The sequence below is a fragment of the Jatrophihabitans cynanchi genome, assembly GCF_027247405.1.
In the GTDB taxonomy this organism is placed as follows: domain Bacteria; phylum Actinomycetota; class Actinomycetes; order Mycobacteriales; family Jatrophihabitantaceae; genus Jatrophihabitans_B; species Jatrophihabitans_B cynanchi.
Genome location: NZ_CP097463.1, coordinates 1340093 through 1363353 on the forward strand (window position 1 = coordinate 1340093; position 23261 = coordinate 1363353).

Annotated in this window: 29 protein-coding genes and 1 pseudogene; 18 read left to right on the plus strand and 12 right to left on the minus strand. The window is 67.6% G+C overall.

Annotated features, from left to right (window positions below):
- The first annotated feature begins 53 nt into the window (after positions 1 to 53).
- From M6B22_RS06420 to M6B22_RS06430, 3 genes are read left to right on the plus strand one after another with little or no spacing between them, the layout of a single operon-like run.
- On the plus strand, positions 54 to 1340 hold the full coding sequence (locus M6B22_RS06420) for a cytochrome P450 (protein ID WP_269444946.1): 1287 nt from the start codon (positions 54 to 56) through the stop codon (positions 1338 to 1340).
- The gene (locus M6B22_RS06425; RefSeq protein WP_269444947.1) at positions 1337 to 2662 is read left to right on the plus strand and encodes an aromatic ring-hydroxylating oxygenase subunit alpha; all 1326 of its coding nucleotides are present in this window, start codon (positions 1337 to 1339) and stop codon (positions 2660 to 2662) included. Before M6B22_RS06420 ends, M6B22_RS06425 begins: the two co-directional genes overlap by 4 nt.
- The gene (locus tag M6B22_RS06430; RefSeq protein ID WP_269444948.1) at positions 2650 to 3120 is read left to right on the plus strand and encodes an aromatic-ring-hydroxylating dioxygenase subunit beta; all 471 of its coding nucleotides are present in this window, start codon (positions 2650 to 2652) and stop codon (positions 3118 to 3120) included. The genes M6B22_RS06425 and M6B22_RS06430 overlap by 13 nt, the downstream gene beginning before the upstream one ends.
- 17 nt (positions 3121 to 3137) lie before the next feature.
- Here the strand turns inward: M6B22_RS06430 and M6B22_RS22100 are convergent.
- Positions 3138 to 4095, minus strand: a pseudogene (locus M6B22_RS22100) (zinc-binding dehydrogenase).
- Between M6B22_RS22100 and M6B22_RS06445 the strand changes: the two are divergent.
- From M6B22_RS06445 to M6B22_RS06455, 3 genes are all read left to right on the plus strand, one after another.
- The gene (locus tag M6B22_RS06445) at positions 4019 to 4177 is read left to right on the plus strand and encodes a hypothetical protein (RefSeq protein ID WP_269444951.1); all 159 of its coding nucleotides are present in this window, start codon (positions 4019 to 4021) and stop codon (positions 4175 to 4177) included. The pseudogene M6B22_RS22100 and the gene M6B22_RS06445 overlap by 77 nt on opposite strands.
- Positions 4178 to 4222: 45 nt before the next feature.
- A complete protein-coding gene (locus tag M6B22_RS06450; protein WP_269444952.1) occupies positions 4223 to 4378 on the plus strand; it encodes a hypothetical protein in 156 nt (51 codons plus the stop codon).
- Positions 4379 to 4979: 601 nt separating this feature from the next.
- On the plus strand, positions 4980 to 5282 hold the full coding sequence (locus M6B22_RS06455; protein WP_269444953.1) for a type 2 periplasmic-binding domain-containing protein: 303 nt from the start codon (positions 4980 to 4982) through the stop codon (positions 5280 to 5282).
- A gap of 51 nt (positions 5283 to 5333) precedes the next feature.
- Here the strand turns inward: M6B22_RS06455 and M6B22_RS06460 are convergent, their stop codons facing one another.
- Positions 5334 to 5747, minus strand: coding sequence for a VOC family protein (locus M6B22_RS06460; RefSeq protein WP_269444954.1), 414 nt, complete (start codon positions 5745 to 5747; stop codon positions 5334 to 5336).
- 283 nt (positions 5748 to 6030) lie between these two features.
- On the opposite strand from M6B22_RS06460, the gene M6B22_RS06465 reads away from it, so the two are divergent.
- The 3 genes from M6B22_RS06465 to M6B22_RS06475 are packed head-to-tail and all read left to right on the plus strand — an operon-like array spanning position 6031 to position 7264.
- Positions 6031 to 6267 carry a helix-turn-helix domain-containing protein gene (locus M6B22_RS06465; protein ID WP_269444955.1) on the plus strand — a complete coding sequence of 79 codons (237 nt, stop codon included), beginning with the start codon at positions 6031 to 6033 and terminating at the stop codon, positions 6265 to 6267.
- Entirely contained in the window at positions 6267 to 6938 is a 672-nt protein-coding gene (locus tag M6B22_RS06470) for a Clp protease N-terminal domain-containing protein (protein WP_269444956.1), read from the plus strand. The genes M6B22_RS06465 and M6B22_RS06470 overlap by 1 nt, the downstream gene beginning before the upstream one ends.
- Positions 6939 to 6961: 23 nt before the next feature.
- Positions 6962 to 7264, plus strand: coding sequence for a hypothetical protein (locus M6B22_RS06475; protein ID WP_269444957.1), 303 nt, complete (start codon positions 6962 to 6964; stop codon positions 7262 to 7264).
- Position 7265: 1 nt separating this feature from the next.
- On the opposite strand, the gene M6B22_RS06480 is transcribed toward M6B22_RS06475, so the two are convergent.
- Genes M6B22_RS06480 through M6B22_RS06495 form a run of 4 tightly spaced genes read right to left on the minus strand, consistent with a single transcriptional unit; the run spans position 7266 to position 9755 of the window.
- The gene (locus tag M6B22_RS06480) at positions 7266 to 7634 is read right to left on the minus strand and encodes a nuclear transport factor 2 family protein (RefSeq protein WP_269444958.1); all 369 of its coding nucleotides are present in this window, start codon (positions 7632 to 7634) and stop codon (positions 7266 to 7268) included.
- A 31-nt stretch (positions 7635 to 7665) separates the two neighbouring features.
- On the minus strand, positions 7666 to 8733 hold the full coding sequence (locus M6B22_RS22105) for an alkylmercury lyase family protein (RefSeq protein WP_407935591.1): 1068 nt from the start codon (positions 8731 to 8733) through the stop codon (positions 7666 to 7668).
- Positions 8730 to 9146 (minus strand): MerR family transcriptional regulator, encoded by a 417-nt coding sequence (locus M6B22_RS06490; RefSeq protein WP_269444959.1) that lies wholly within the window; start codon positions 9144 to 9146, stop codon positions 8730 to 8732. Before M6B22_RS06490 ends, M6B22_RS22105 begins: the two co-directional genes overlap by 4 nt.
- A gap of 60 nt (positions 9147 to 9206) precedes the next feature.
- A complete protein-coding gene (locus tag M6B22_RS06495) occupies positions 9207 to 9755 on the minus strand; it encodes a DUF2306 domain-containing protein (protein ID WP_269444960.1) in 549 nt (182 codons plus the stop codon).
- A gap of 100 nt (positions 9756 to 9855) precedes the next feature.
- Between M6B22_RS06495 and M6B22_RS06500 the strand changes: the two genes are divergently transcribed.
- Both M6B22_RS06500 and M6B22_RS06505 read left to right on the plus strand, forming a co-directional pair.
- Entirely contained in the window at positions 9856 to 10194 is a 339-nt protein-coding gene (locus M6B22_RS06500) for a PadR family transcriptional regulator (protein ID WP_269444961.1), read from the plus strand.
- Positions 10176 to 10754, plus strand: coding sequence for a permease prefix domain 1-containing protein (locus tag M6B22_RS06505; protein ID WP_269444962.1), 579 nt, complete (start codon positions 10176 to 10178; stop codon positions 10752 to 10754). Before M6B22_RS06500 ends, M6B22_RS06505 begins: the two co-directional genes overlap by 19 nt.
- A 42-nt stretch (positions 10755 to 10796) precedes the next feature.
- Here the strand turns inward: M6B22_RS06505 and M6B22_RS06510 are convergent, their stop codons facing one another.
- Together M6B22_RS06510 and M6B22_RS06515 are read right to left on the minus strand one after the other, a co-directional pair.
- Positions 10797 to 12212, minus strand: coding sequence for an FAD-dependent oxidoreductase (locus M6B22_RS06510; protein WP_269444963.1), 1416 nt, complete (start codon positions 12210 to 12212; stop codon positions 10797 to 10799).
- Between the two features lie 41 nt (positions 12213 to 12253).
- Positions 12254 to 13045, minus strand: a complete 792-nt coding sequence (locus M6B22_RS06515) for an aquaporin (RefSeq protein ID WP_269444964.1) — start codon at positions 13043 to 13045, stop codon at positions 12254 to 12256.
- A gap of 46 nt (positions 13046 to 13091) precedes the next feature.
- On the opposite strand from M6B22_RS06515, the gene M6B22_RS06520 reads away from it, so the two are divergent.
- Together M6B22_RS06520 and M6B22_RS06525 are read left to right on the plus strand one after the other, a co-directional pair.
- Positions 13092 to 13769, plus strand: coding sequence for an arsenate reductase/protein-tyrosine-phosphatase family protein (locus M6B22_RS06520; RefSeq protein WP_269444965.1), 678 nt, complete (start codon positions 13092 to 13094; stop codon positions 13767 to 13769).
- A 16-nt stretch (positions 13770 to 13785) separates the two neighbouring features.
- Positions 13786 to 14463, plus strand: coding sequence for an arsenate reductase ArsC (locus M6B22_RS06525; RefSeq protein ID WP_269444966.1), 678 nt, complete (start codon positions 13786 to 13788; stop codon positions 14461 to 14463).
- On the opposite strand, the gene arsM is transcribed toward M6B22_RS06525, so the two are convergent.
- Entirely contained in the window at positions 14433 to 15350 is a 918-nt protein-coding gene (gene arsM / locus M6B22_RS06530) for an arsenite methyltransferase (RefSeq protein ID WP_407935592.1), read from the minus strand. The two genes, M6B22_RS06525 and arsM, sit on opposite strands and share 31 nt — an antisense overlap.
- A gap of 84 nt (positions 15351 to 15434) precedes the next feature.
- Between arsM and M6B22_RS22110 the strand changes: the two genes are divergently transcribed.
- Entirely contained in the window at positions 15435 to 15803 is a 369-nt protein-coding gene (locus M6B22_RS22110) for an ArsR/SmtB family transcription factor (RefSeq protein ID WP_269444968.1), read from the plus strand.
- A 416-nt stretch (positions 15804 to 16219) separates the two neighbouring features.
- Positions 16220 to 17557 carry a tyrosine-type recombinase/integrase gene (locus M6B22_RS06540; RefSeq protein ID WP_269444969.1) on the plus strand — a complete coding sequence of 446 codons (1338 nt, stop codon included), beginning with the start codon at positions 16220 to 16222 and terminating at the stop codon, positions 17555 to 17557.
- A 539-nt stretch (positions 17558 to 18096) separates the two neighbouring features.
- Here the strand turns inward: M6B22_RS06540 and M6B22_RS06545 are convergent.
- Positions 18097 to 18522: a class I SAM-dependent methyltransferase gene (locus M6B22_RS06545; RefSeq protein ID WP_269444970.1), complete on the minus strand. Its 426-nt coding sequence runs from the start codon at positions 18520 to 18522 to the stop codon at positions 18097 to 18099.
- 33 nt (positions 18523 to 18555) lie between these two features.
- On the opposite strand from M6B22_RS06545, the gene M6B22_RS06550 reads away from it, so the two are divergent.
- From M6B22_RS06550 to M6B22_RS06560, 3 genes are all read left to right on the plus strand, one after another.
- Positions 18556 to 18837, plus strand: a complete 282-nt coding sequence (locus M6B22_RS06550; RefSeq protein WP_269444971.1) for a hypothetical protein — start codon at positions 18556 to 18558, stop codon at positions 18835 to 18837.
- The gene (locus M6B22_RS06555; RefSeq protein ID WP_269444972.1) at positions 18834 to 19136 is read left to right on the plus strand and encodes a hypothetical protein; all 303 of its coding nucleotides are present in this window, start codon (positions 18834 to 18836) and stop codon (positions 19134 to 19136) included. The genes M6B22_RS06550 and M6B22_RS06555 overlap by 4 nt, the downstream gene beginning before the upstream one ends.
- Positions 19137 to 19199: 63 nt before the next feature.
- Positions 19200 to 19514, plus strand: a complete 315-nt coding sequence (locus tag M6B22_RS06560) for a hypothetical protein (protein ID WP_269444973.1) — start codon at positions 19200 to 19202, stop codon at positions 19512 to 19514.
- A 70-nt stretch (positions 19515 to 19584) separates the two neighbouring features.
- On the opposite strand, the gene M6B22_RS06565 is transcribed toward M6B22_RS06560, so the two are convergent.
- Together M6B22_RS06565 and M6B22_RS06570 are read right to left on the minus strand one after the other, a co-directional pair.
- Complete coding sequence (locus M6B22_RS06565; protein ID WP_269444974.1) at positions 19585 to 19776, minus strand: hypothetical protein; 192 nt, start codon at positions 19774 to 19776, stop codon at positions 19585 to 19587.
- Between the two features lie 669 nt (positions 19777 to 20445).
- Entirely contained in the window at positions 20446 to 23166 is a 2721-nt protein-coding gene (locus M6B22_RS06570; RefSeq protein WP_269444975.1) for an ABC transporter permease subunit, read from the minus strand.
- Positions 23167 to 23261 lie beyond the last annotated feature (95 nt).

Sequence of the window (23261 nt, forward strand, 5' to 3'; positions counted from 1 at the left end):
TACATTTGCCATTCAGCGTTTCGCCGCTGCCGCCTCGAACATTGGGAGGGCCCTTGAGCTACCGCGATTTTCTCGCCGCCGTTGAAGGCCGCGACCTGTTCGTCTCCCACGACGCCGCGGCCGGTCACGACCTCGACATCGATCCGTACGCGGCGTTTGGCCGGCTCCGCGCCGAGGCCGAGGTCGTTCCGGCCGACCTACACGACGTCTTGGGCATCTCGGCCGACATCATGGTGACGGCCCAGTCCGGCGGGTATCGAGACTTGACGTCACCGGTTTTCTCCGCCGTCAGCTTCGACTCGGTCCGGATCATCCTGAAGGACGCGGAGTCGTTCAACCAGGAGATCACGCGGCGCGCCTACACCGGCACATTCGGCCGGGCTCTGAACACGCTCGACCCGCCGGATCACAGTCGAATGCGGGCGATCGTCGATCAGGTCTTCGGCCGGCGCTCGATGGCCTCGTGGTGTTCTGACATCGTGGCGCCACTGGCCCGCCGAACCGTGCGCCGTGCGCTGGCCGACGCCGCAAGCGACGGCGAAATCGAGTTGGTCGGGCAACTGCTGTTCACATACCCCGCCGAGGTCATCACCACCCTCCTCGGCCTGCCGGAGGACCGGATCGGCGACTTCATGCGCTGCGCCGTGGCCATGGGCTCGTTCTTCGATGCTGATCTCGCCCACGCGGGAGCGCAAGCCATCACCGACTGGGTACGGGAGATCGTCACCGATCGCCGCGCAGCGGGCGGCGCCGAGCACGACCTGATCGGCTTGCTCATCAACGCAGAGGTCGACGGCGCCCGGCTCGAGGACGAGGAGATTCTCAGCTTCGTCCGCCTGCTCTACCCGGCCGGCTACGAGACCACGTTCCGGGCCCTCTCGAACACGCTGGTCGGCCTGCTCACCACCGGCCAGTGGGAACTCGTGGCGCGCGATCGATCCCTGGCCCCGGTTGCGGTCGAGGAGGGTCTGCGCTGGGAACCCTCCGTCCTTGGGCACCCGCGTTGGGCGAGCCGAGACACCACGGTGTGCGGCGTCGACATCCCGGCCGGCAGCGTCGTGCACGCGTTCCATGCGTCCGCGAACCGGGACGAGTCGCGGTGGGAACACGCCGAGCGGTACGACCTGCGGCGCCCACGCCTGGGCAACAGCACCTTCGGCTTCGGCCCGCACACGTGCTTAGGCATGCACCTGGCCCGGTTCGAGATGACGGCGATGCTGGCCGCGCTCGCCGACGCGATACCGCGACTGCGCCTGTCTCCCCGCGCGACTCCCGACGAGTACCGGGTCCGCGGACTCGCTCTCCGATCGCCGCGGAGCATTCCCGTCGTCGTTGCATGACTGCCAACCACCGAGCGCTGCGCTCGCAAGCACCTGACCCCGCGAACTCGCATCTGGAGGTACGAGAGCTCGTCCTACCCGACCGAGTTCACGGGTCGATCTACACGAACCCCACGCTCTTCACCGAGGAGATGCGGACGATCTTCCACCAGGGTTGGGTATTTGTCGGGCACGCCAGCGAGATCCCGACAGCCGGAGACTTCCGAACAACCACGATCGGCCAGCAGCCGGTGATCTTCGTACGCGGAGACGACGACGTCGTCCGCGTACTTCTGAACCGGTGCACCCACCGCGGGACGGCCCTGTGCGTCGAAGAAGCCGGCAACAGTCGGCGCTTCACGTGCGCGTACCACGGCTGGTCCTACCGAACGACCGGCGAACTGCACGCCGTTCCGCAGATCGAGCAGTACGACGGCTTGGATCGGTCGATGTTCGGCCTACGACCGGCAGCGCGCGTCGCCACCTATCGCGAGTTCGTGTTCGCTTCGCTGGGCGACTCCGGCCAACCCTTCGACGATTACCTGACCGTCGGCGCCCGCGCCTACCTCGACCTGGTCACCGATGTCGCGCCTGATCGTCGCCTGCAGGCGTCGGCCGGAGTTCACAAGTATGGCTACGACGGCAATTGGAAGCTCCAAGCCGAGAACAGCGTGGACGCCTATCACGTCCCGTTCGTCCACCGTAGCTTCCTGCAGATCCACCAGCGCCGCTCCGGGCAACGGCTGGACTCATTGACCCGCGGCGCTTCGCCGGTCATCGTCCGAGACCTCGGCGGAGGTCACGTGGGATGGGACTATCGGCCGATCAACGAGCATCGCGCCGACCTCGTTCGCCCGCATACCACTCAGTCGGCCGCCGAGCGGAGCCACGTCGACGCGCTCGTGGCTCGCGACGGTCGCGAGGCGGCCGCTGAGCTCCTACGCGTCGGCGCCGCCCACGCGTTCATCTTTCCGAACCTCGCGTTGATTGCCTCTCAGCTGCGGGTGATCCGGCCGGTGACGGTCGACCGGACCGAGGTGTACCTCTACCCCACCCTGCTCGCCGGCGCGCCCGACGAGGTCAACGAGCACCGGCTGCGAAGCCACGAAGCCTTCTACGGACCTGCCGGCGGAGGTCAGGCTGACGATCTGGAGATCTTCGCCCGTCAGCAACATGGGCTGGACGCCACGGTGGATCCGTGGTGCTTGATCGCCAAGGGAATGGGGCGCGAGTGGCACGACGCGGACGGCCGCCTGAGCGGCTACGCCACGGACGAACTCGCTAGCCGGACCATCCTGGGTCACTGGGCGACGCTGATGGCCGGAGCGCCATGCCCGATCTAACTAAGGCGCGGCAGTTCCTCTACCACGAGGCCGACCTGATGGACCGGCACGCCTACGACGACTGGCTCGCGCTGTGGACGCCGGACGCGAAATACCTGATCCCCTGCAACGAGGACGACTATGACGATCGACTGCACGTATCGATCGTCAACGAAGACCACGCTGGGTTGTGTGATCGAGTTGCTCGGCTGAAGAGCTCGTCGGTCTGGGCGCAGCGTCCCAAATCCCGCCTGAGCCGCATCATCGGCAACGTTCGCTTCCAGCCGACCGGCCCGGACGGCCTGGTGGGCCAAGCGACGTTCAACCTCACAGCGGTACGGCACGGAGCCATTGACGTGATCGCCGGGCGCACGGAGCATCGGCTGCGCGCCACACCCAGTGGGCTTCGCTTGGTAGAAAAGACCGTCTGGCTGGTCACGATCGACGACGTCATGCCCAACCTCACGTTTCTCCTCTGACCCGGTCCGAAGGTGCGTCAGGGTTGCGGCAGGGTCTTTATCGCGCGGCGTTCGTCCATCGCGCGGTAGCCCTCGGCGACCTGGTCGAGGGGCAGGGTGAGATCGAAGACTTGACCCGGATCGATCGTGCGTCGCCGGATGCGCTCGATCAGGTCGGGTAGAAATAGGCGTACGGGAGCCGGGCCGCCGTGCTGGTGGACATGGCTGTAGAACAACTCCTCGCCGGGCGGGTGAAACCATGGGAGACGCCGACGAAGCCGACGTGGCCGCCGCGCCGGGGTCGAGCGAATGGCATGCAGCATCGCCTCCTGGGTGCCGACGGCCTCAGTGACGCTATGGACGCCGAGGCCGTCGGTCACCTCTTTGATCACCCCGACGCCGTCGTCGCCAAGGTCGCCAGCCTCTGTCGCTGCTCGTGGCGGGAGAACACGATGACGCGCGCCGCACCGAACTGCGTGGCGGCGAGCACGGCGAGCAGTCCCACTGCACCGTCACCCACTTTGGCGACGACCCCGCCGCGTTGCACGCCGGGGCCCGACCGCACCGAACCAGCCGGTGCCGAGGACGTCGGACTCGGCCAGCAGGCTGGGCACGATCGCGGCGTCGGGGAACTCGGGGGTGGCGACCACGGTGCCGTCGGCAAGGGAGGACGCGCAGGCACTTCGCCTGCGCCCCGTTCGCGCTGAGGTACTCGCGACGGACGCAGCTGCTCTGGTAACCGACCAGGCAGACCTCACAGCTGTGTGGGCGGCAAAAAGGATCCGATGTCGAACTGGCCCGCGCGAGGGTGGTGACGGCGGAGCCGACCTCTTCGACGATGCCGACGTATGCGTGGCCCATCGGCGTGGGCCAGGTCACCGGGTTGACGCCGCGGTAGTCCCACGGGTCCGACCCACACATGCAGGTGGCCGACACACCCAGCTCGCCGCGGATGATCGGCAGCGTCACGTTGACCACAACCGCGTCCAGGGTGATCACGAAGAAGCCGAGCAGCGCGGCGAACAGGGTCGAGTTCGCGTTCTGGGCACCGCGCAGAGCTGTCGTCGCCAGCGCCTAGAAGCTCGACCTCCCTAACCGCGCCGATGCTCACAGCGTGGAGTGCGTGAACAAGCGCGCCGAGATCCGCAACTTCCTCGCCACCCGCCGCGCCAAACTCACCAGCGAGCAGGTCCGGGCTCCCGACCTCTTTCCGCCGGCGCGTATCCCGGCTGCGCGCGAGGAGGTTGCCGTGCTCGCCGGAGTCAGCACCGACTGGTAGCTCCAGCTGGAAAGGGGCCCACATCGCTGGCGTGTCCGGCGGCGTCCTCGAGGCCGTCGCTCGAGCGCTGCACCTGTCCGACGCCGAGCACGAACACCTGTTCAACCTTGCCCGGGCCGCGAAACCGGTCCGCGCCTACGCTGTCGCGACAGCTAGCGCCGACGCGGACCCATCCGGTCGCGCGTCCTACGTGCTGCCACGTCGCGAACTGTCAAAGAATTGAACGTTCGGCTCCACACATCCGTGTGGTTCGCAGCGTCCGCGTGTCGTTTTCGTGCCACCTGGTCACGGATTTGCTTCACCCGCGGACGGTCATCTCGGGGTCAGACCCCGCGGCGCCAGAGCCGAACGTAAATGAGGGCCCTGCAATTCGGCACCTGTGGGTGGAGCTGAGGGGACTCGAACCCCTGACCCCCACACTGCCAGCGGGGTGGTGGTGGTTCAGCGAGTCCTTGTCTTCCGGCCGTCGAGGATACGATGAGCCATATTTTACCGCCAAGGTGTGGTGTCTTCGATGTCAGCCGATGTCGGCTCGTGCCGCCGCGTGGCGGCGGGTCGCAGGGTCAAACCGGGGTCCGGTCGGAACCACCCTATTGGGTGCATGGACGTGTCGTGCGGCAGCCGCGTAAGCGGGCCGCGTATCGCCTACATCAGCGACGACATCATCGTCGAACAGGCCTTCGTCGCCGCCGGACTCGGCGTGACCACCTCTCCGCGGATGGCGCTGCGCTCACATCATGCGGCGGGGGTATACGCGAGCGACATCCCGCACTTTTGCCGCCACATCTACGTCACGACCTACGGCGAGCCACCCGATCCGCCAGCCACCGCGGCCTTCGTCGCGGCCTTGCAACACGCCGTCACCGACCCGAGCTGGCGGACCGTCGTCGATACCTCAGACTGATCGTCCTCGGTCACGACCATGCTCGGGGTTAAGAGTGTTCGATGGCCGGGGTCAGGTGTGCAGCGCGGGCGCGTAGGAGATGCCGACGATCGCCCCTTCCGGTGATTGCAATCGCGCGACCGTCTGGCCCCACGGCTCTTCGCGAGGCCCATGCAGCAGTTCATGTCCGGCGCGTTCGAGTTCCAGCGCCGCCGGACTGACCGCAGCGGCGCTGTCCACGTCGAACTCGATGCTGACCTGTGGGACGGGTCGCTCTTGCGGCCACTGGTCGGTTCCGAAGCACGCTTGGGCGGCCTGGGAGAGCGGCCAGATCCCGAAAGACTTGCACCCGGCGATCTGCTCGCTGTGGTAGTACCCGTCACCCTCGCCCTGCAACGGCAGTCCCAGCGCGTCGATGTACAGGTTTCGGCTGTTCGTCGGGTCTGGAGCGATCACGGCTACGGTCGCGAGGAACTCAATGTTCATGGCACCTCCTGGTTCGTAGATGTCGTTCGTAGTTGTTCAGCCACCCATAGAAACAGGTCGCGGCCCCGCGCCCGCGGTCTCTGCCCGTTCGTGGAGTGCAAGGTGACACCCGATCGCGATCGCGAGGGCGCCGGGGGCCGGTCTTGTCATGACCGCTGGCCCGCTGCTCGCAGAGTCAAATCGGGGTCGAGGAAGATCCTCGTCCTCGCGCGCGCCGCGGGGCGAACGACGGGAGTCGTCAAAGACTATTGACGCCTTCCGATCGTCAATCTACATTGACGGTGTGAGTGAGGTCGTGTCGGAAGGCAGCCGGATGGTGCAGGCCGCGGCAGACCCGGATCCGGCAACGGGTTTGGCTGCGGTTGCGGCGTTGCGCGGTTTGGTGGAGGTGCTGGAGGAGCTGCAGGTCGACAATGCCCGCACCCGCGGCTGGTCTTGGCGTGACATCGCCCGGGTGCTTGGGGTGAGCAAGCAGGCGATGCATTACAAGCACGCCGGTCGGCTGCGCGGGCGGCGGTGATGGCCAAGATGGCGGAGCGACCCTCGTTGGCCAATCAGCAGATCCTGCGGCTGGCCGAGGCCGAGCGGCATCGCCTGGACCATCCGTATCTCGGCGATGAGCATCTGCTGCTCGGCATGCTCTCGCACGGCGCGAACCCGGCCGCCGCGATGCTGACCGAGCGCGGGCTGGAACTCGACGCGGCGCGCACCGAGATCGCGCGCATCGTCGCCGCGTCCGGACCGATCGCCCAGGACGCCGCCGCTGTGTTGGGTGGGTTCGGCGTGGATGTGGTGCAGATGCGGCGACGGCTGGAGTCGACGTTCGGCTCGTTGGCGGTGCACGAGGCCGCCCGGCAGGTGCGCCGCCGTCCGTGGTGGCGCGGCCGCGCGCAGCACAGCCCGCTGTGCGGGCCGCCGTATCTGATCAAACGAGCACAGCACATCGCCTGCACCACTGCCGGCAAACGCGGTGAGATCGAGATCGGTCCGGAGCACCTGCTCTACGGCGTGCTGCGCGCCGCGCGCGACCCGCTCGGGACCGGGCTGGGCCGGCGCGGTCGCCGCGAGATGGCCCGTCTTGGCCTGCGCGTCGGCGGCCCGCATCCGGTCCGGTTGCTGATGGCCGAGTACGGAATCGACCTCGAGATGTTTGCTGATGACGTGCTGGTCAACCGCACGCCGAGGACCTGAACCGCGAAAGGGAGGATAGCTGCGTGACGACCGCTGCTACCGAGTCGGATGCGGCTGAGCCGCTCGCCTGCTGGTGCTGCGGCTCGGCGTATCGAGAGGCCGAGCTGGTGCGGCTGGGGAACCATCCCGAAGTCGGCGTCTGCCTGCGTTGTGCGCACTTCCTGCATCAGCAGGCCCGCGGCCGTGAGGATGCGCTGCACCCGTCACCCGCCACCCGGGTCCGCGACCAGTTCCGCGCCGGCCGACGGGTCGTGATGCAGCGGGGTTGGCATCAGAAGCCGGTCATCGGCAGGCCGTTGCGCTGGTTGGGGCGTCGCCTGCCGTAGCTCAGCGTCCGGCCGCGCTCGGGTCGTCGGTGCGGTATTGCTGCATCGCGGTGACCTTGCCGCCGGCGACGGTGATGCGGGTCGCGACCGGGAAGGGCTGCGGCCCGTCGTAGTCGATGGGTTTGGTTGAGCTGACGATGAAGGTGTGCTCGTCGACGTGCTCGATGGTCACCGGGTAGGCCGCGTTACCCTCGCGCTGCCGGTGCCGCAGTAGCCGCATCACCTCATCGCGGCCGACGCAGTCCCACTCGCCGGGCTCCACCCAGTTCAGGGTCACGGCCGGGTCGAGCACCACTTCGAGCGCGTCGAGGTCACCTGTGGTCCAGGCGCGCAGCCCACGTTCGATGATCTGGTCGGTCGCGCTGGTCATCGCCACTCCCATGCGCAGGTTTCTGTGCTCATCATCCGCGCCAGGTCACGGGGTCGCCAGGTGCGCTGGGTCGGGAATGAAGCAGGGTGCCGAAGATGCGCTGGCCGCGGTGCTCGGCGCGGGCCCGGTCCAGGATGTCGCCGCGTAGCTGTGGGTGTGCGTCGATCCAGGTCTGGGCGCTGGCTGGGGTGGTGAAGAAGTTGAGGTCGTTGCAGCAGGTTTCGGCCGAAGGCGCGTCGCTGCCGGCGGTCGCGCTGAGGAATACCACCGCGGTGACCGGATCCCAGAGGTAGCGGCCGTCCGCGACCGTGACGGTGACCGGCCGACCGTTGGCCGGGTCGCTGGATGTGATGACCGCGTCGGTGTCGAGCATGGCCGGCATGCCGAGTGCGTCGATGGCGCACATCGCCCAGACCTCGATCCCGCTGGTCAGCCGCACCCGGTGACGTGTCGGCGTGGCTGAGAAGGGGTAGGCGACGGCGATCTGGTTGTCGGCGTCGAGCCGGACGGCGTCCATGTTGTGCAGGTTGACCAGCACCTCGTGTGCGGTCGCGCCGTGAACCGCGGCGATCGACTCGAGTTCCGCTGCGGCCGGGGCACGCCCGGTGCTGGCGAACGCGCGCAGGATTGCGCGATGTACCGCCTGGCCTGCCGGATGGGTCGGCGCGGTGCGCGCGCGCCGCTCCTCGAGGCTGACCGCCGAGTCCCCCGCGTCCGCGGCCGTGGCGCAGCAATCGCGCTGCACGCGGGCGGCCTGGTCGATCCCGGCATCTGCCGACCCGAGTACCGCCGACTCGACGATGGCGCCGCGCAGCTGGGCCACCGACGGCGCGCCGACGAGCTGTCCCGTCTCATCGCGGTAGAGCCGGCACGACAGGCTGGCCGCACGGTCCGGTTCGGCGAACGGATCGCGGCCGTCGACGAGCAGGGTCGGCGAGCCCGTCATCCCGAGTTCTCGGGCGGCCTGCTCGCTGTCCACCACCTGCCGATTCACGTCGACGACGTCGAGGTCGCCGCGGCCGGCGATCACCTCGCCCAACCGGTCCGCCAGCGTCGCGACGTTCGGGCAGTCCGGCACATGGAGAATCGTCAACCTCATCGGCCATCTCCAGCCACCGCGTCGCTGGTCTGCAAGGCCTGCAGCAGCGAGCACTTTCGATCGCGGCGGGGCAGATCACAGGTTGCCACCAGTTCGACGAGCGAGTCGCGCATCCGCTGCAGGTCGGCCAGCCGCCGCTCGATCTCGCCGATCCGCGCTGTGGCCAGCGCCCGTGCGCTCGCACAGGCCCGGGGACCACCCGCGGCCAGTTGCACCAGTTTGGCTGCCTCGTCCAGCGAGAACCCCAGCTCATGCGCGCGTTTGACGAACCGCACCAACTGTTCCGCGGATGCCGGGTAGTTGCGGTAGCCCGAGGTCGAACGCGGCGGGCGGTCCAGCAAGCCGCGCCGCTCGTAGTACCGCAACGTCTGGGTGTTCACCCCGGCCCGCTCGGCAAGTTCGCTGGTGCGCATTCCTCTAGCGTGAACCCTGTACCTGAGTACAGGGCAAACGTCCTACGGCCGTGGCGGTCGCTAGCCGGCGCTGGCCCTGCCGTCTCGGCCCGGGCTGGTCTCCAACGGTCGGGCCCGGCGTGCGCGGCGGAGCGCGCGGACGGTAATCGGGATGCCGATTGCGCTGGGCAGCAGCCACAACGCGACGGTGGGCAGTCGATCCCACAGCGGCAGGTGCGGGCCGTTGTCGACGTAGAAGGCGGTCAGCATCGCGATGTAGGACAGGCCCATCCCGGTGATGTGCGGGGCATCGCCGGGTCGGTGCCGGCGCCGGTGCAGGTAGCCGATGCGGGCCGCGGCGAAGGCGACCAGGCCGATGATTGCCAGGTGGTAGTCCTGTCGTGGCCGCATCGCGGTCAGCGCGAGCGCAGTGAGCACCACGGCGAGAATCGCGCGGTAATACCAGCGGCCGAGCCGGATGTGACGTGGGCTGCCTTTGCTCGTCAGCGCGGCGCTCGCGCCGGTGATGACTGCGGTCAACGCGGCGAGCAGGTGCACGGCCAAGACGGCAAGGAAAGCCGGGGCGGTCGAGCCGACCTCGGTGCCCAGAATCCGTGCCGCGTCGATCATGCACACCTCGCGCCCGACGAGCGGATAGGTAGTGTTGCTACGTATAGACGCTACTCGGGATGGTGTCGATTGAGAACAGCGAGATGTAGCGTTGCTACCTGTGCGGGCCGAGTCGTTGAAGGGGCACCTGGACGCGCTGTTGATGGCGAGCCTGGAGGCCGGGCCGCGGCACGGCTACGCGGTGATCGAAGCATTGCGCGACTCCTCGGGGGGCCAGCTGGATCTGCCGACCGGGACGATCTACCCGGCGTTGCACCGGCTGGAGGCGGCCGGGTTGATCCGCGGCCGCTGGTCGGCGGCGACCGGACGGCGGCGCCGGGTATACGAGCTGACCGCGAAGGGACGCCGCGCGCTGGCCGGTGAGCGCGCGGACTGGCAGCGGTTCTGCGCGGTCGTCAGCGCAACCTTGGAGGGCGGGCCATGTCCAGATCCGGCCTGATCGACGCCTACCTGGCCCAGATGGCGAGCCGGTTGCCGGCGCCGATCATCGCCGAACTGGCCGACGGACTGCACGACACCTACGACGCACACCGTGCCCGCGGGCTGGGTAGCGAACAGGCCGAGCGGGCCGCGGTTACCGAGTTCGGCGATCTCGCCACCGTCGTTGCCGCGTTCGTCGCGGCCAGCACAGCCCGCCGTGCGGCGCGCTTCCTGCTGGTCACCGGCCCGGTCGTCGGCGCAACCTGGGCCGCTGTCCTGCTGGCGCGCCACGGGTGGGACTGGCCGCTCGGGCTGGCCACCCGCATCGGACTCGGCACCGCGGTGCTGACCGCCGTCGCGCTGCTGGCCGCGGCCGCGTTCCAGACGCGTTACCGGGCAGCCGCGCGCAGCACGGCCGCCGCGTGTCTGCTCGTGCTCGCGGTGGACGCCGGCATGCTCGGCTACATCGTCACGACCGGCCAGTTGGCCAGTTGGCCGGTGCCGGTCGCCGCCACACTCAGCGCAGTCCGGGTCGGGTTCACGCTCACCAGGCTGCCGCGCGTGCTGCTGGTGGCATAGCGCCCGACGCTGGGTGCTCGCCGCGGTCGGTCGCTTCGTTTCTTAATGCGTCGATTGCAGCGCGGCTCGTTGGCCGTCGAGTTGATGCTCGCGCACCCAGGCTTGGGCGGCCATCTGCACGGCGTCCCACGGCGAGCCGAGCGGCGGCGTGTAGGACAGGTCGAGTTCGCTCATCAGGCCGACGGTCATGCCGTGGAACAGGGCGGTGGCGTAGGTGTCGACCCGCTTGGCGGTCTCCGTGCCGCGCGCGCCGATGAGTTGCGCGCCGAGCAGCAGTCCGCTGTCGGCGTCGCCGGTGATGCGGATGGTGATCGGCTGCGCGCCCGGGTAATAGGCCTTGTGGTCATCGGGTGTCGCGGTGCTGCTGACCGGATGGAACCCGGCAGCGCTGGCCTCCTGCTCGCGCAGCCCGGTGCGGGCCGCGACCATGTCGAAGACCTTGACGACCTGGGTGCCGAGGCTGCCGGCGAAGCAGCCGGTTCCGCCGAGGGCGTTCTCGCCGGCGACGCGACCCTGCTTGTGGGCCGTGGTGCCCAGCGGTAGGTAAGTGACGCCGAGCTGGCGGTGGTGGGTGATCACGCAGTCGCCGGCGGCCCAGACGTGCGGCAGCCCGGTGGCCATCGACGCGTCGACCACGACGGCGCCGCGCGGCCCGGTGCGGGCGCCGGCGGCGGTGAGCAGCTCGGTGTCCGGGCGGACGCCGACCACCACCAGGACCAGGTCGACGTCCCAGCCGAGGGGTTCGCTCTCGGGGCCAGTCCCCTCGACGTGCAGGCGCGCCGGCCCGTCCTCGGTGCGGCGGATCCGGGTGACGGTGGTGTTGGTGTGGACCTTGACACCGTGCCTGGTCAGTTCGGTGTGCAAGAGGGCGCCGAGCTCGGCGTCGACGGTGGGCAGCACTTGGGGCAGCATCTCGACCTGGGTGACGATGATGCCGCGGGCGGTGAGTCCTTCGGCCATTTCCAGCCCGACGTAGCCGGCGCCGACGATCAGCGCGGTGGCCGGGCGGATGCTGTCCAGGCTGGTGGTGAGGTCGAAGGTGTCGCCCATCGAGTGCAGCAGATGCACCCCGTCCTCGACACCGAGACCGTCGAGTCCATCGATGGGTGGGCGGACGGGGAGCGCGCCGGTGCCGACGACCAGTTCGTCGTAGTCGAGCCAGGACTGGACGCCGTGCTGGTCGCGGACGGTGATCCGCTGCTCGGGCACGTCGATTGCAGTGGCCCGGGTGTCCAGGCGCAGCCGCATGCCGGTGGCTTCGAGCTCGGGGTGGGTGCGGTGCGCGAGGTTGCGCCAGTGGGTGACCTCGCCGGAGATGTAGTACGGGATGCCGCAGATGGAGAAGTTGGGGTAGGCGTCAGCGACCACGACCGTCACGTCGGAGGATGGGTCGAGTTCGCGGGCGCGCAGCGCGGCGGAGATGCCGGCGTCGCTGCCACCGATGGCAACCAGATGCATGCGTCGTCCTTGGTCGGTACGGGAACCTGTTCGGAGCGTGCTCAGGGTCGTTGCGTGGCCTCGGCCGCCTCGGCATGGCCGCTGTGCTGGGTGTGTGCGTGCGGGACGACGACGTCGTCGGCCTCCGCCCCGGCATCGGGGTAGAGGATCAGCACGATCACGATCGCGACGATGAGCCCGACCAGTTGCATCGCGATGAAGCCGGCGACCGAGGCGGGGGCGATGCCGGCGAAGGTGTCGGAGAACATCCGCCCGATCGTGACCGCGGGGTTGGCGAAGCTGGTGGAGCTGGTGAACCAATACGCCGCGCCGATGTAGGCGCCGACCGCGGGCGCGGCCAGCAGGCCGCGGTGTGTGCGGGCTAACGCGAAGATCAGCACGATCAGTCCGGCGGTGGCCACCACCTCGCCGAGCAGGTGGCCGCCGCTGGCCCGATGCTTGGTCGAGACGTGCACGCCGACGCTGAACATCGCATCGGCCAGCAGCGCCCCGCCGACCCCGCCGACACACTGCGCGATCGAGTAGGCGCCGACGTCGCTCAGGGACAGGCCGCTGCCGGTGCGCCGGCCGACGAACCAGTCCGCGAGCGAGACCACCGGGTTGAAGTGCGCGCCGGACACCGGACCGAGCATCAGGATGAGCACGGCGAGACCGAACACAGTGGCGGTGCTGTTCTCCAGCAGCTGCAGGCCCACGTCGTTAGAAAGCTGCTGGGCGGCGATGCCGGAGCCGACGACGACCGCGACCAGCAGGCCGGTGCCGAGGAATTCCGCGAACAGCCGCCGGGCCAGCGGCGCGGCACGCTCGGCTGACGCCGGCGGTGGTTTGGTCACGGCGCCATCTTGACGCACCGTATTTAGTTCAGTCAAGATTGAGGCAATGAACGCTGAAGCAACTGTTCGGGTGAGTGAGCGGGCGGCAGTGCATTCCGCGCTCGGTGACGTGGCGCGGCTGCGCATCGTGGACATACTGAGCGTCGGCGACGCGGCGCCCTCGGAGCTGGCCGAGTTGCTCGGCATGCCCTCCAACCTGCTCGCGCACCACTTGCGGGTGCTGGAGGGGGTCGGGCTGATCGCCCGCTCCCGTTCCGAGGGTGACCGGCGCCGCAGCTACCTGCGTCTGGTGCCCGGTGCGCTGGACGCGCTGAACACCGGTGGTGTGCGGGTGGCGCGGCGGGTGGTGTTCGTGTGCACCGCCAACTCGGCCCGCTCCCAACTCGCCGCCGCACTGTGGCGCCGGGCCAGCGCAGTCCCGGCAACATCGGCCGGCACCCACCCGGCGCGGCGCATCGATGCCGGCGCGGTCGCCGCAGCGCGCCGCCATGCGCTGCCGCTGCGGGTGTTGCGCCCCCGCGCCCTCGCCGATCTCGTGGCTGACGACGACTTCGTGATCACAGTGTGCGACAACGCGCACGAGGAACTCGACCGGCTGCGCGGACTGCACTGGTCGGTGCCTGACCCGGTTCGAGTCGGGACCGACGCGGCCTTCGACGCGGCCTTCGACGAACTCGCCCGCAGGGTCAGCGACCTCGCGCCTCGACTGTCCGCCACCTCCTGACAGGAACGGATCAGACATGACCTCGGACCACCCGCACGCCACGATCACCCTCGACCAGAGCGTCGCGCTCAAGACAGCCGCGACGCGGCTGGCCCGCGATTTCGACGGCGTCTTCAACGCCGAGACGATCGAGCGGTTCCTGCACTCCTCTTACGATCAGTTCGCCGGGCACGCCACCATTGCCAACTTCCTGCCGCTGCTCGCCGAACGCTTCGCCCGGGAGCGCCTGCAAGCACTGGCCCGAGTCGAAGGCTTACATGTGGACGGCAAACCGACCGTGCTGTTCCTGTGCGTGCACAACGCCGGCCGCTCGCAGATGGCGCTCGGCTTCTTCGAGCACTACGCCGGCGAGGCGGCCGTGGCCTGGTCCGGCGGGTCCGAGCCCGGCGAACAGGTCAATCCCGCAGCGATCGCCGCGATGGCCGAACGCGGCATCGACATCGCTCGCGCCTACCCGAAGCCGTGGACCGACGAAATCGTGCGGGCGGCGGACGTGGTGATCACCATGGGCTGCGGCGACGCGTGCCCGATCTTTCCCGGCAAACGCTACGAGGAATGGGTCCTCGACGACCCGGCCGGCAAGGACGTCGCCGCCGTGCGCCCGGTTCGCGACGAGATCGAACGCCGCGTGCTCGACCTGCTCGCCGAACTTCAGGTGCCGGTTCAGCGGCAGCCGCACGACCCCGCCGGGTGATCGCCGCTGCAACAGGTCGACTTCGCCGCCGGCTCGCAGCAACTGTTCTGCTCGGTCGGTTCGCAGCACTGCGTAGCGGGTTTTGTGGCACGCACGATCGCACCGTGCATGCCCGGCGCCGCCTCATGGGTGAAGATCACCTCAGCCTCGGTGAAACCCACCGCCGCAAGCCCGTCGAGGTACTCCTGGCGCGACAGCGCCCCGGCGATGCAACCGACGAAGGAGCCGCGCTCGGCACGATCGGCCGCGCTGAGCTGGTCTTCGGCGACCACGTCAGAGATCCCGATCCGACCGCCCGGCGTCAGCACCCGAAACATCTCGGCCAACGCCGCCGGCTTGTCGGTGGACAAGTTGATCACGCAATTGGAGATCACCACGTCCACCGAGGCGTCCGGCAGCGGGACCTCCTCGATGGTGCCCTTCAGGAACTCGACATTGGCCACACCCGCCTTGGTCGCGTTGCGGCGCGCGAGCTCGAGCATCTCCTCGGTCATATCCACCCCAAAGGCGAACCCGCTCGCGCCGACCCGCCGAGCCGACAGCAGCACGTCGATGCCGCCGCCCGAACCCAGATCGAGCACCCGCTCGCCTTCGCGCAGCTCGGCCACCGCGGTCGGGTTCCCGCAGCCCAGGCTGGCCGCGACCGCCTCCGCCGGCAGCTCGCCCTGCTCCCCCGCGCTGTACAGCCCTGCCCCGAACGCGGCATCCACCTCGGCTCCACCGCTGCAACACGACGCGGTCTCCGCGGCTGAGTCCTCGGCAGTGCTCGACCCGCAACACTGATCCGCATCAACCAACGCCAACGCGTCCCGGCCGGTCGCCGTCACCGCGACCGCCGCCGCGGCATACCGCGCCCGCACCTGCTCCCGTACGTCCTGATCCAGCATCACAACTCTCCCATCGACAACCATCAATGTGTTGAGGTTGCCTGACGTATCGAAGTTTGTCAATGTGTATGGCATGCTGATTGCGTGCCCACCACGACCCTGCCGGTACTGACCGACGATCTTGCCCCGTGCTGCGCACCGGTCACCGGCGGCGTCCTCGACATCGAAGCCGCCGAACGGCTCGCCCACATCTTCAAAGCTCTTGGCGACCCAACCCGGGTGCGGCTGCTCTCGTTGATCGCGGCCACCGAGAGCGGCGAAGCCTGCATCTGCGACCTCACCGAACCCGTCGCGTTATCCCAGCCGACCGTCTCGCACCACATGAAACTGCTCGTCGACGCCGGCCTGATCACTCGCGAACAACGCGGCAAATGGGCCTACTACCGCGTCGCCGACCAAACCTTGCAATCCATCTCGCAAGCGATCGCGCCGCCAACCGACGCGCCAGATTGATCCCCAACTACGCCGAGATCGCTTGAATCCGCACCCCACCTGCGGTGTGGTGTTGCTGTTCAACGATCAGATCTTAATAGCTAGCGGCATCCAGAGTCGTGCATCGAAGTGGTCAACTAAGGGTCAGACCCCCCGAAATTCGGCACGGCAAATACGCAGAGACCCCTAAAAATGGGAGATCCGAAGTGGAGCTGGCGGGACTCGAACCCGCGACCTACACACTGCCAGCGGGGTGGTACCGGTTCAGCTACTCCTTGTGTTCTCGGGCCTCCGCGCTACGATGAGCCCTATTTTATCGCAGATATGTGGGGCCGGCGGTGCCATCTGATGTCGGCTCGTGTCGCCCGATGGTGGCGGGTCGCAGGGTCAAATCAGGGTCCGCCCGAAACCACACCGTTGAAACCGTGGGAGGTGTCATGGGGCAGTCGCGTAAGCGCGTCGGCCGCGACGGCAAGGCCCGTTACACCGCCTACTACGACGACGTCGCCGGTCGGCGCCGCTCGGCCGGCACGTTCGCCTCCCGTCGTGACGCGGATCGGGCCTGGCAGCGGGCCGATGCCAAGACCGCGGAGGGCCGGCACAGCGACGCTGGCCGCGGGCGGCAAGCCTTCGCCCGCTACGTGGAAGACGAATGGTTCCCGAACCATTCGATCGAGCTGACCACCCGGCAGAACTATCGCTACGTGCTCGACAAGCACATCCTGCCGGTGTTCGGCGGCTACAAAATGATCGCCATCCTGCCCGCGGACGTGCGGACCTGGGTCACGCACCTGAAGGACCAGGGAGTCAAGCCGGCCACGATCAAGTACTGCCTGTCGGTGCTGTCGGCGATCTTCACCACCGCGCTCAACGACCAGATCACCAGCCTGCACCCGTGCGCCGGCATCAAAGCCCCGACCGTGCCACCGGCAACGCGGCGGATCATCACCCCCGAGCAGTACGCGCGCATCCACGCCGCCCTGCCCGACGAACAGATGCGGCTGCTGGTCGAGACCGACATCGAGACCGGGCTGCGCTGGGGCGAACTGGTCGAACTCCGAGTCCGCGACCTACGCGTGGCTGAAGGCGCGGTCATCGTGTCTCGGGTCGTGATCGAGATCGCCGCCAAGTTCCACCCCAGCGGCGGCCGATTCCTGGTCAAGGACTACCCGAAGGACAAGGCACCCCGCCGGGTCGGGCTCTCCGCTCACGTCCGGGACCTGCTCGCCGCCCACGTCACCGGCAAGGCGCCTGACGACCTGCTCTTCGCCGCGCCCGCGCGCGATCGGGCAAGCAAGCTCGAACCGGTCGGCGACCAGATGGAGTTCGGGATGACCGAGCCGAACGCGGTCGGCAAATCCTACCGGCACGGCACCCTCACCGCCTACAACATGGTCCCGTGCCGCTGCCAGCATTGCCGGAACGCGTACGCCACCTACCGCGCCGAACGCCGCGCCAACGGTGCCGACAAGTCCCGCGCCGCCAACCCGCCACCTCTCGGCGAGACTGATCCGCACATCTCCCGCTCCTGGTTCCGGCAACAGATCTGGGAACCCGCCCTCGCCGATGCCGGGCTCGGGTTCCACGTGCGCGTGCACGACCTGCGCCACGCCCACGCCTCCTGGCTGCTCGCCGGCGGCGCCGACCTGCAATCCGTCAAAGACCGAATGGGACACGCCCGACTCACCACCACCGAGCAATACCTGCATTCCCTCCCCCACGCCGACGCCGCCGCCATCGCCGCCCTCGACCACATCCGCAAACGAACAACCTGACCGGTGCGACGACACGAGCCGAGCAACCGAAGACGTCAACCTGCGTTCAGCAGCCCCCGGCCGAGATCCGCAATGGCGGACGAGCCGGGAACTGCCGAACACACGACGCCTCCGTGCTTATACCCGCATATACAACCCCGGCTGTATGAACCAAGTGCTATGAACCAAGTGCTATGACTCGGAGCCGGGCCCGACCGATTCGCGCGACCGCGTTCACCTCGATCGGTAGCCGTCGCCCATCCAGGACCGGCCGCGTCGGCCGACGCCGTCACAGAGCATGACGAACCTTGGCAACCGCAACCGCATCCGCGTCGGAACCGATAGCGAGCACTCGTCCGCAGGCCCTCGTCTGCGCATATGAATAGATCTGTGCGCGAGCGGCCGCTGTCACGCATGTCCGGCCTTCACCGGGCTTGCCACCGGGCGCGTCTTACGAGACCGTTCGCGCGTCCAAGCCGGTCGGCTGCCGCCGCCGACCCCGCGTCTATGCCGGTGGACGTTCCGCTTTCGCAGATGACCGCGGGCTTCGGTGGGCGGCGCTACAGGCGGGTTGCCGTCAGATACTGGGCGCTCGCGGCCGCGGCTGACGACTCTGGGTTCGGTCGGCCGTACTTCGCGGCGAGGTCGTCATGGTTGTCGAAGACGACGCTCCAGCCTTGGTCCGCGAGCCGGTAGGCGTTCTCGCGATCAACGCCGCTGACGCCCGCGCTCGGTGTCTCGGACGCGCCGACAAACACCCGCATCCGCTGGTACGTCTCATCGTCGGGACGAGGCGGCGCCATCGCGGCCTTGGCGCGCGTGCTGCCGGGCACCGCGGTCGCGGTAATCGTGTCAAGCACAGCGGTGGCATCAGATGGTGAGAGATAGGCGAGCACTCCCTCCTCGAGCCGCGCAGTTGGCAGGCCCGGATCGAATCCCGCCGCGGTCAGGTCCGCGAACCAAGAGCCGCACAGGTCAGTGGACACGAGGCCGCAAACACCGCCTACAACGGCTTCCCGGTGCTGTCGTCAATCCTCGCCCAACACAGCTTCCTGCCACGCCAAATGCACACCCGAGGCGACAAGCTCGTCTTCAGCAACGGCATCATCCTGCTGTCACTGTTCACGATCGCGCTCATCATCGGCTTCGACGCGCGAACGGACGCGCCCACCCATCTCTACATCGCCGGCGTGTTCACCAGCTTCACGCTGAGCCAAGCCGGGATGGTCAAGCGATGGAACCGGCTGATCCGGACCAGCCGCCGAACCGTCGCAACCAGATGCGGCTCTCGCGAGCCATGAACCTCATCGGGGCGATCGCGACCGGACTGGTCCTCGGGATCGTCATCTACACCAAACTCGTCCAAGGAGCGTGGATCGCGATCAGCGCGATGATCATGATCTTCGCCATGATGAAGGGCATCAGCCGGCACTACCGCACGATCGCCAGCGAGTTGGATCTCGCCGGGTCCAGCAAGCCGGTGCTGCCGCCGCGCAACCACGCGCTGATCCTGGTCTCCAAGCTGCACCTGCCGACCATGCGCGCGATCTCCTACGCGAAGGCGACCCGGCCGGACACGCTGCAGGCGCTGACCATCTAGATCGATGAGGCCGAGACCGCCCAGCTCCTCGACGGCTGGACCCGCCATGACATCGACGTCCCATTGATCATCCTCGAATCCCCCTACCGTGAGGTCACCAGGCCCCTGCTCGAACACCTCGGTCGCATGCGCCGTGACCGCCCGCGTGACGTGGTGATGGTGTTCCTGCCCGAATACGTCGTCGGGCGCTGGTGGGAGCAACTTCTCCACAACCAGAGCGCGCTGCGGCGCAAGGCGCGCCTCCTGTTCGAGCCCGGCGTGATGGTGACCAGCGTGCCGTGGCAGATACGCTCCACCACCCGCGCCGAGCGGCAGTTGGTGGCCGATCCCGCCTCGTCCGACCTCAGCCACGCCTCAACGCCGCATGAGATTCCCTAGGTCAACCTCAAGCGGCCTGGAGCATCACCGCCGATCGGTGGAGGTCGGGGTTGTAGGCGACGCCGTCGTGTCAGCAGCGCCAGACGACGCGGATCCAGGCTCGGGCCAGGATGCGCACGGCGTGCGGGTGGCGTTTGCCGCGGTTGATGGCGTCGGCGTAGATCTTGGCGGCCCAGGGGCTGGCGTGGCGGGAGTCGTCGGCGAAGTCGATGATCGCGTTGCGCAGCTTGTCGCAGGCGTAGTGGAATCCGACGACGTGCATCTTGCCCTGGCTCGGGTGACCGGGGCGACTCCGGCCAGGGCAGCGAGGGATTCCTCGTCGGGAAAGCAAGATCGGACGTCGCCGATCTCGGCCAGCATTGCCGCAGCGCGGACGCCGTGCCCGGCCTTGGGCAGGCTGGTGAAGATGTGGGCGTCGGCGTGCGCGTCGAGACGTTCGATGATCTCGGCTTCGAGTTCGCGTTCCTCGCGGCGCACGGTCTCGATGGCACGCAGCAGTCCCAGCACGCAGACGCCGCGGCCGTCGGCCTCGGTAGCACTGAGGCCCGCTGGCGAACTACCGCACCGTCGACAGCTGCGCCGGCGAACACCTCCTCACCGCCGAGGATCCACTCCCCGCCGACCTGCGCGAACCCCTCGCCCTGATCACCTGACCTGCGCAGGTGCGCACGAATTTGGACCAAGTCGGTCAGACCGGAGCTGAGTCCGCGCGCCGTTCGTCCCGACGCACGCCATGCCGGGCTGAGTGGCGGAGCCCCGCCGCTCCCCTCACGGACCCGCTGGATTCCTCACCGCGGCGCAAGCTCGGACGGCGAATCGCAGCGGCGAGCACACACGTTGTGACGACGGCCAGCGCTCCAGATAAGTCATCAAACGCGAGTGGATCGGCGACGCGGTCTTCGACGCTTGGCAGGCGGCTTCATCCTGGTGTTCATGCCAGGTGGACCGCCCGGGTTGCTACATCCAGTTCCTCGGAGCCTAGGTAAGCCGATCGCACGACCGTGGATGCGGCGACTTCATGTGGGGTGCCCCGGAAGATCTCTTCGCCGAAATCGAGGACGTAGATGTACTCGCAGACGTCCATTACGAGGCGCATATCGTGTTCGACCAGCAAGATTCCGATCCCCCGTTCTTCCACAACTTGCCGCAAGACGTGCCCGAACGCTTCGGTCTCAAACGCGTCCAGGCCGGAGGACGGTTCGTCGAGTAGCAACAGGGTGAAGTCGCCAGCTAGACAACGTGCAAGCTCGATCAGGCGCCGCTTCCCGGTTGATAACGAGGCCACGACCGCGTCCGCGAGCTCGGTCAGTCCGCATAGTGCAATCGCGTCGTCGGCTGCGCTGACCGCAGCGTTGCGATCCCCGCGCATGGGAACCAGCTGGCGCACGATGTTGCTACCCGCGAGCGCGCCCTCGTGCCCAAGGGTGACGTTCTGGCGCACCGTCATGGAATCCCAAAGCTCGATGTGTTGATAGGTGCGCCCAATGCCGCGGCGCGCACGGGCGGCAGGACTTAGACGCGATATGTCGGCGCCGGCGAAAGTAACTCGACCGCCGGTCGGGCGGATCAGCCCGGAGCACACGTTGAAGATTGTTGTCTTGCCCGCACCGTTCGGGCCGATCAACCCGGTGATAGTCCCGGTATGCGCTTCGAGATCGAAGTTGCGTACCGCAGTGAGGCCGCCGAAGCGGACGGTTAGGTCTTGGACCTCCAGTCTTCCCGGCGAGATACGACGACCGCGACGGATGTCACGTTTGGGTGCCGTCACCTGTCTCGCTTTGGGCGCCTCGGGGTTCGCTCCGCCCCACCGGTCGATCTTCGCGCGGACCCCGGCCGGCAAGCCCTGTGGCGGCAGAATAGCCACGCTGATCGCCGAGAGCCCAAACAGAATTTGCAGGTAGTTGCTCATCCCGGTCGGGTGCCAGTAGGAGCTAACGATGGTCAGCGCTATGGCTCCGTTGAGGGCGTACCAGGGCGCGATACCCGACATGATCGCTAACAAGGTGACGTAGGTGGCTGACGTGAACGCATCGAACGACTGGCCGGTCGGAGCGACGATGTACATGCCGTAAAGCGCTCCCGCGATTGCCGCGAAGAAGGCAGATATGCAGAAAACAAGCAAGCGCGTGAGATTGACACTGACTCCGGCGGTTGCGAGAGCCTGTGGCGAGTCGGCCATAGCTCGCAACAATCTTCCCAGCCGGCTTCGGACTAGGGTCACAACGACTAACGCTGTTACGCAGGCGACCGCGAGAACAACGTAGTAGAAGCCGGTATCTGTATCGAGCGCGAGCCATGAGAGGTGCGGCTTCGGCATCGCGAGCCCGAAGCCATCGAGGCCGAACATCCAGCTCGACTGATAGAACACACTCTGCACGAGCAGACCGAAGCCGAGTGTCGCCAGTGCCAAGAAGGTGCCGGATAGGCGGATGGCAGGGATCGCGATGATCGCTCCGATCGGCACAACGACCAGGCCGGCCAGAACGAGTGCGACTAACCAGGGGATCCCGGCTTCATGAGCCAGTTTCGAGAATGCCACTGCCCCGATTGCGGCGAAGGTCGCATGACATAGCGCGACCTGCCCAGAAGTCCTCACCAAGAGGCCGACCGACAGGAAAAGGACGACGTAGCTGAGCATCGCAGTCCAGTCGCCGAGGTGGTAGCCGGCCCACAACGGCACTGTGAAGAGAAGTGTCAGAGTGGCAATCCCCGTTCCTATCTGAAAGCGCGGTGGTAGTGACCAGCGGACGTGCAACTTTCGTTTCATCATGGATCTGACGACGAGCCGGGCTTTCGGCATGACAAGCATCAAAACGAACAAGATGATGAACGGCATGGCCGATGGGATCGCGCTGACGATCTGGTCAGATGTGTGGATGTATTTCGTGGACACGCTCGTGGCCAGCCCGATAAACAGGCCGCCAACGTACGTCAGCGGAAGGCTCGAGAACGATCCCAATGCAGCTGCCGCGAAGGCCTGGATCACCAGGGCCGTCAGCGTTCCGACGTCGACGCTTCCCAAAGTGTCGACGAGCAGCGGGCCGGACAGGGTCGCGAATGTGCAGCCGATGATCCACGCGACCCGCCTCACGCGCGTGGGGCTGGTACCGGACAGGTCGAGGAGTTCTGCGTTGTCGACGACGGCACGGATCGACTTGCCGAGCCGACTGTTGCGGAAGAACACGTACAGCGCGACCGTTGCGATGAGCGCAACGGCGACGATGATGATGCGGTCGACGGTGACGGCGACGCCGAAGATGTTAACGACGTTCACGGGCAAGAACGGTTCGACCGGCAGCGGAAAACTTCCGAACGCGAGCTGGCAGGTATTGGTGATTAGGAGCAGTATGCCGACGGTGGCGACGATCCGCATCGTGAAGTCGGCGCCCTCCAGGGCCTTGGCGATCCGTTCCATGATGAGGCCGAACACGAGACCCGCGCCGACGACTGAGGCGAGGGCTGCGAGTGGCCAGGACACGTGATGCTGCACGTGCAACGCATAGAAGATGTACGCCGATACGGTCGCGATTGCGCCGTGTGCGAGATTGAATATGTTGGAGACTTTGTACGTGAGCACGAGGCCGAGTGCTATGAGCGCGTATACCGAGCCGCTCGTCAGCCCGATGATGAGGTACGGGAGGAGGTCGTGCATCTTGTCTCCGCGGCTCGGAATGTGCGGGTCGGAAGGGTGCGGGGCCGGCCAAGGGGCGATGCACCCTGACCGGCCCCTCGTAGGTTAGCCGTGAC

Excerpts from the sequence above, each read along its gene's own strand:
- M6B22_RS06425 (WP_269444947.1), top strand. The coding sequence starts at position 1,337 with ATGACTGCCAACCACCGAGCGCTGCGCTCGCAAGCACCTGACCCCGCG.
- M6B22_RS06430 (WP_269444948.1), top strand. The coding sequence starts at position 2,650 with ATGCCCGATCTAACTAAGGCGCGGCAGTTCCTCTACCACGAGGCCGAC.
- M6B22_RS06445 (WP_269444951.1), top strand. The coding sequence starts at position 4,019 with ATGCAGGTGGCCGACACACCCAGCTCGCCGCGGATGATCGGCAGCGTC.
- M6B22_RS06455 (WP_269444953.1), top strand. The coding sequence starts at position 4,980 with ATGGACGTGTCGTGCGGCAGCCGCGTAAGCGGGCCGCGTATCGCCTAC.
- M6B22_RS06460 (WP_269444954.1), bottom strand. The coding sequence starts at position 5,747 with ATGAACATTGAGTTCCTCGCGACCGTAGCCGTGATCGCTCCAGACCCG.
- M6B22_RS06470 (WP_269444956.1), top strand. The coding sequence starts at position 6,267 with ATGGCCAAGATGGCGGAGCGACCCTCGTTGGCCAATCAGCAGATCCTG.
- M6B22_RS06480 (WP_269444958.1), bottom strand. The coding sequence starts at position 7,634 with ATGACCAGCGCGACCGACCAGATCATCGAACGTGGGCTGCGCGCCTGG.
- M6B22_RS22105 (WP_407935591.1), bottom strand. The coding sequence starts at position 8,733 with ATGAGGTTGACGATTCTCCATGTGCCGGACTGCCCGAACGTCGCGACG.
- M6B22_RS06490 (WP_269444959.1), bottom strand. The coding sequence starts at position 9,146 with ATGCGCACCAGCGAACTTGCCGAGCGGGCCGGGGTGAACACCCAGACG.
- M6B22_RS06495 (WP_269444960.1), bottom strand. The coding sequence starts at position 9,755 with ATGATCGACGCGGCACGGATTCTGGGCACCGAGGTCGGCTCGACCGCC.
- M6B22_RS06505 (WP_269444962.1), top strand. The coding sequence starts at position 10,176 with ATGTCCAGATCCGGCCTGATCGACGCCTACCTGGCCCAGATGGCGAGC.
- M6B22_RS06510 (WP_269444963.1), bottom strand. The coding sequence starts at position 12,212 with ATGCATCTGGTTGCCATCGGTGGCAGCGACGCCGGCATCTCCGCCGCG.
- M6B22_RS06520 (WP_269444965.1), top strand. The coding sequence starts at position 13,092 with ATGAACGCTGAAGCAACTGTTCGGGTGAGTGAGCGGGCGGCAGTGCAT.
- M6B22_RS06525 (WP_269444966.1), top strand. The coding sequence starts at position 13,786 with ATGACCTCGGACCACCCGCACGCCACGATCACCCTCGACCAGAGCGTC.
- arsM (WP_407935592.1), bottom strand. The coding sequence starts at position 15,350 with ATGCTGGATCAGGACGTACGGGAGCAGGTGCGGGCGCGGTATGCCGCG.
- M6B22_RS06540 (WP_269444969.1), top strand. The coding sequence starts at position 16,220 with ATGGGGCAGTCGCGTAAGCGCGTCGGCCGCGACGGCAAGGCCCGTTAC.
- M6B22_RS06555 (WP_269444972.1), top strand. The coding sequence starts at position 18,834 with ATGAACCTCATCGGGGCGATCGCGACCGGACTGGTCCTCGGGATCGTC.
- M6B22_RS06565 (WP_269444974.1), bottom strand. The coding sequence starts at position 19,776 with ATGCACGTCGTCGGATTCCACTACGCCTGCGACAAGCTGCGCAACGCG.
- M6B22_RS06570 (WP_269444975.1), bottom strand. The coding sequence starts at position 23,166 with ATGCACGACCTCCTCCCGTACCTCATCATCGGGCTGACGAGCGGCTCG.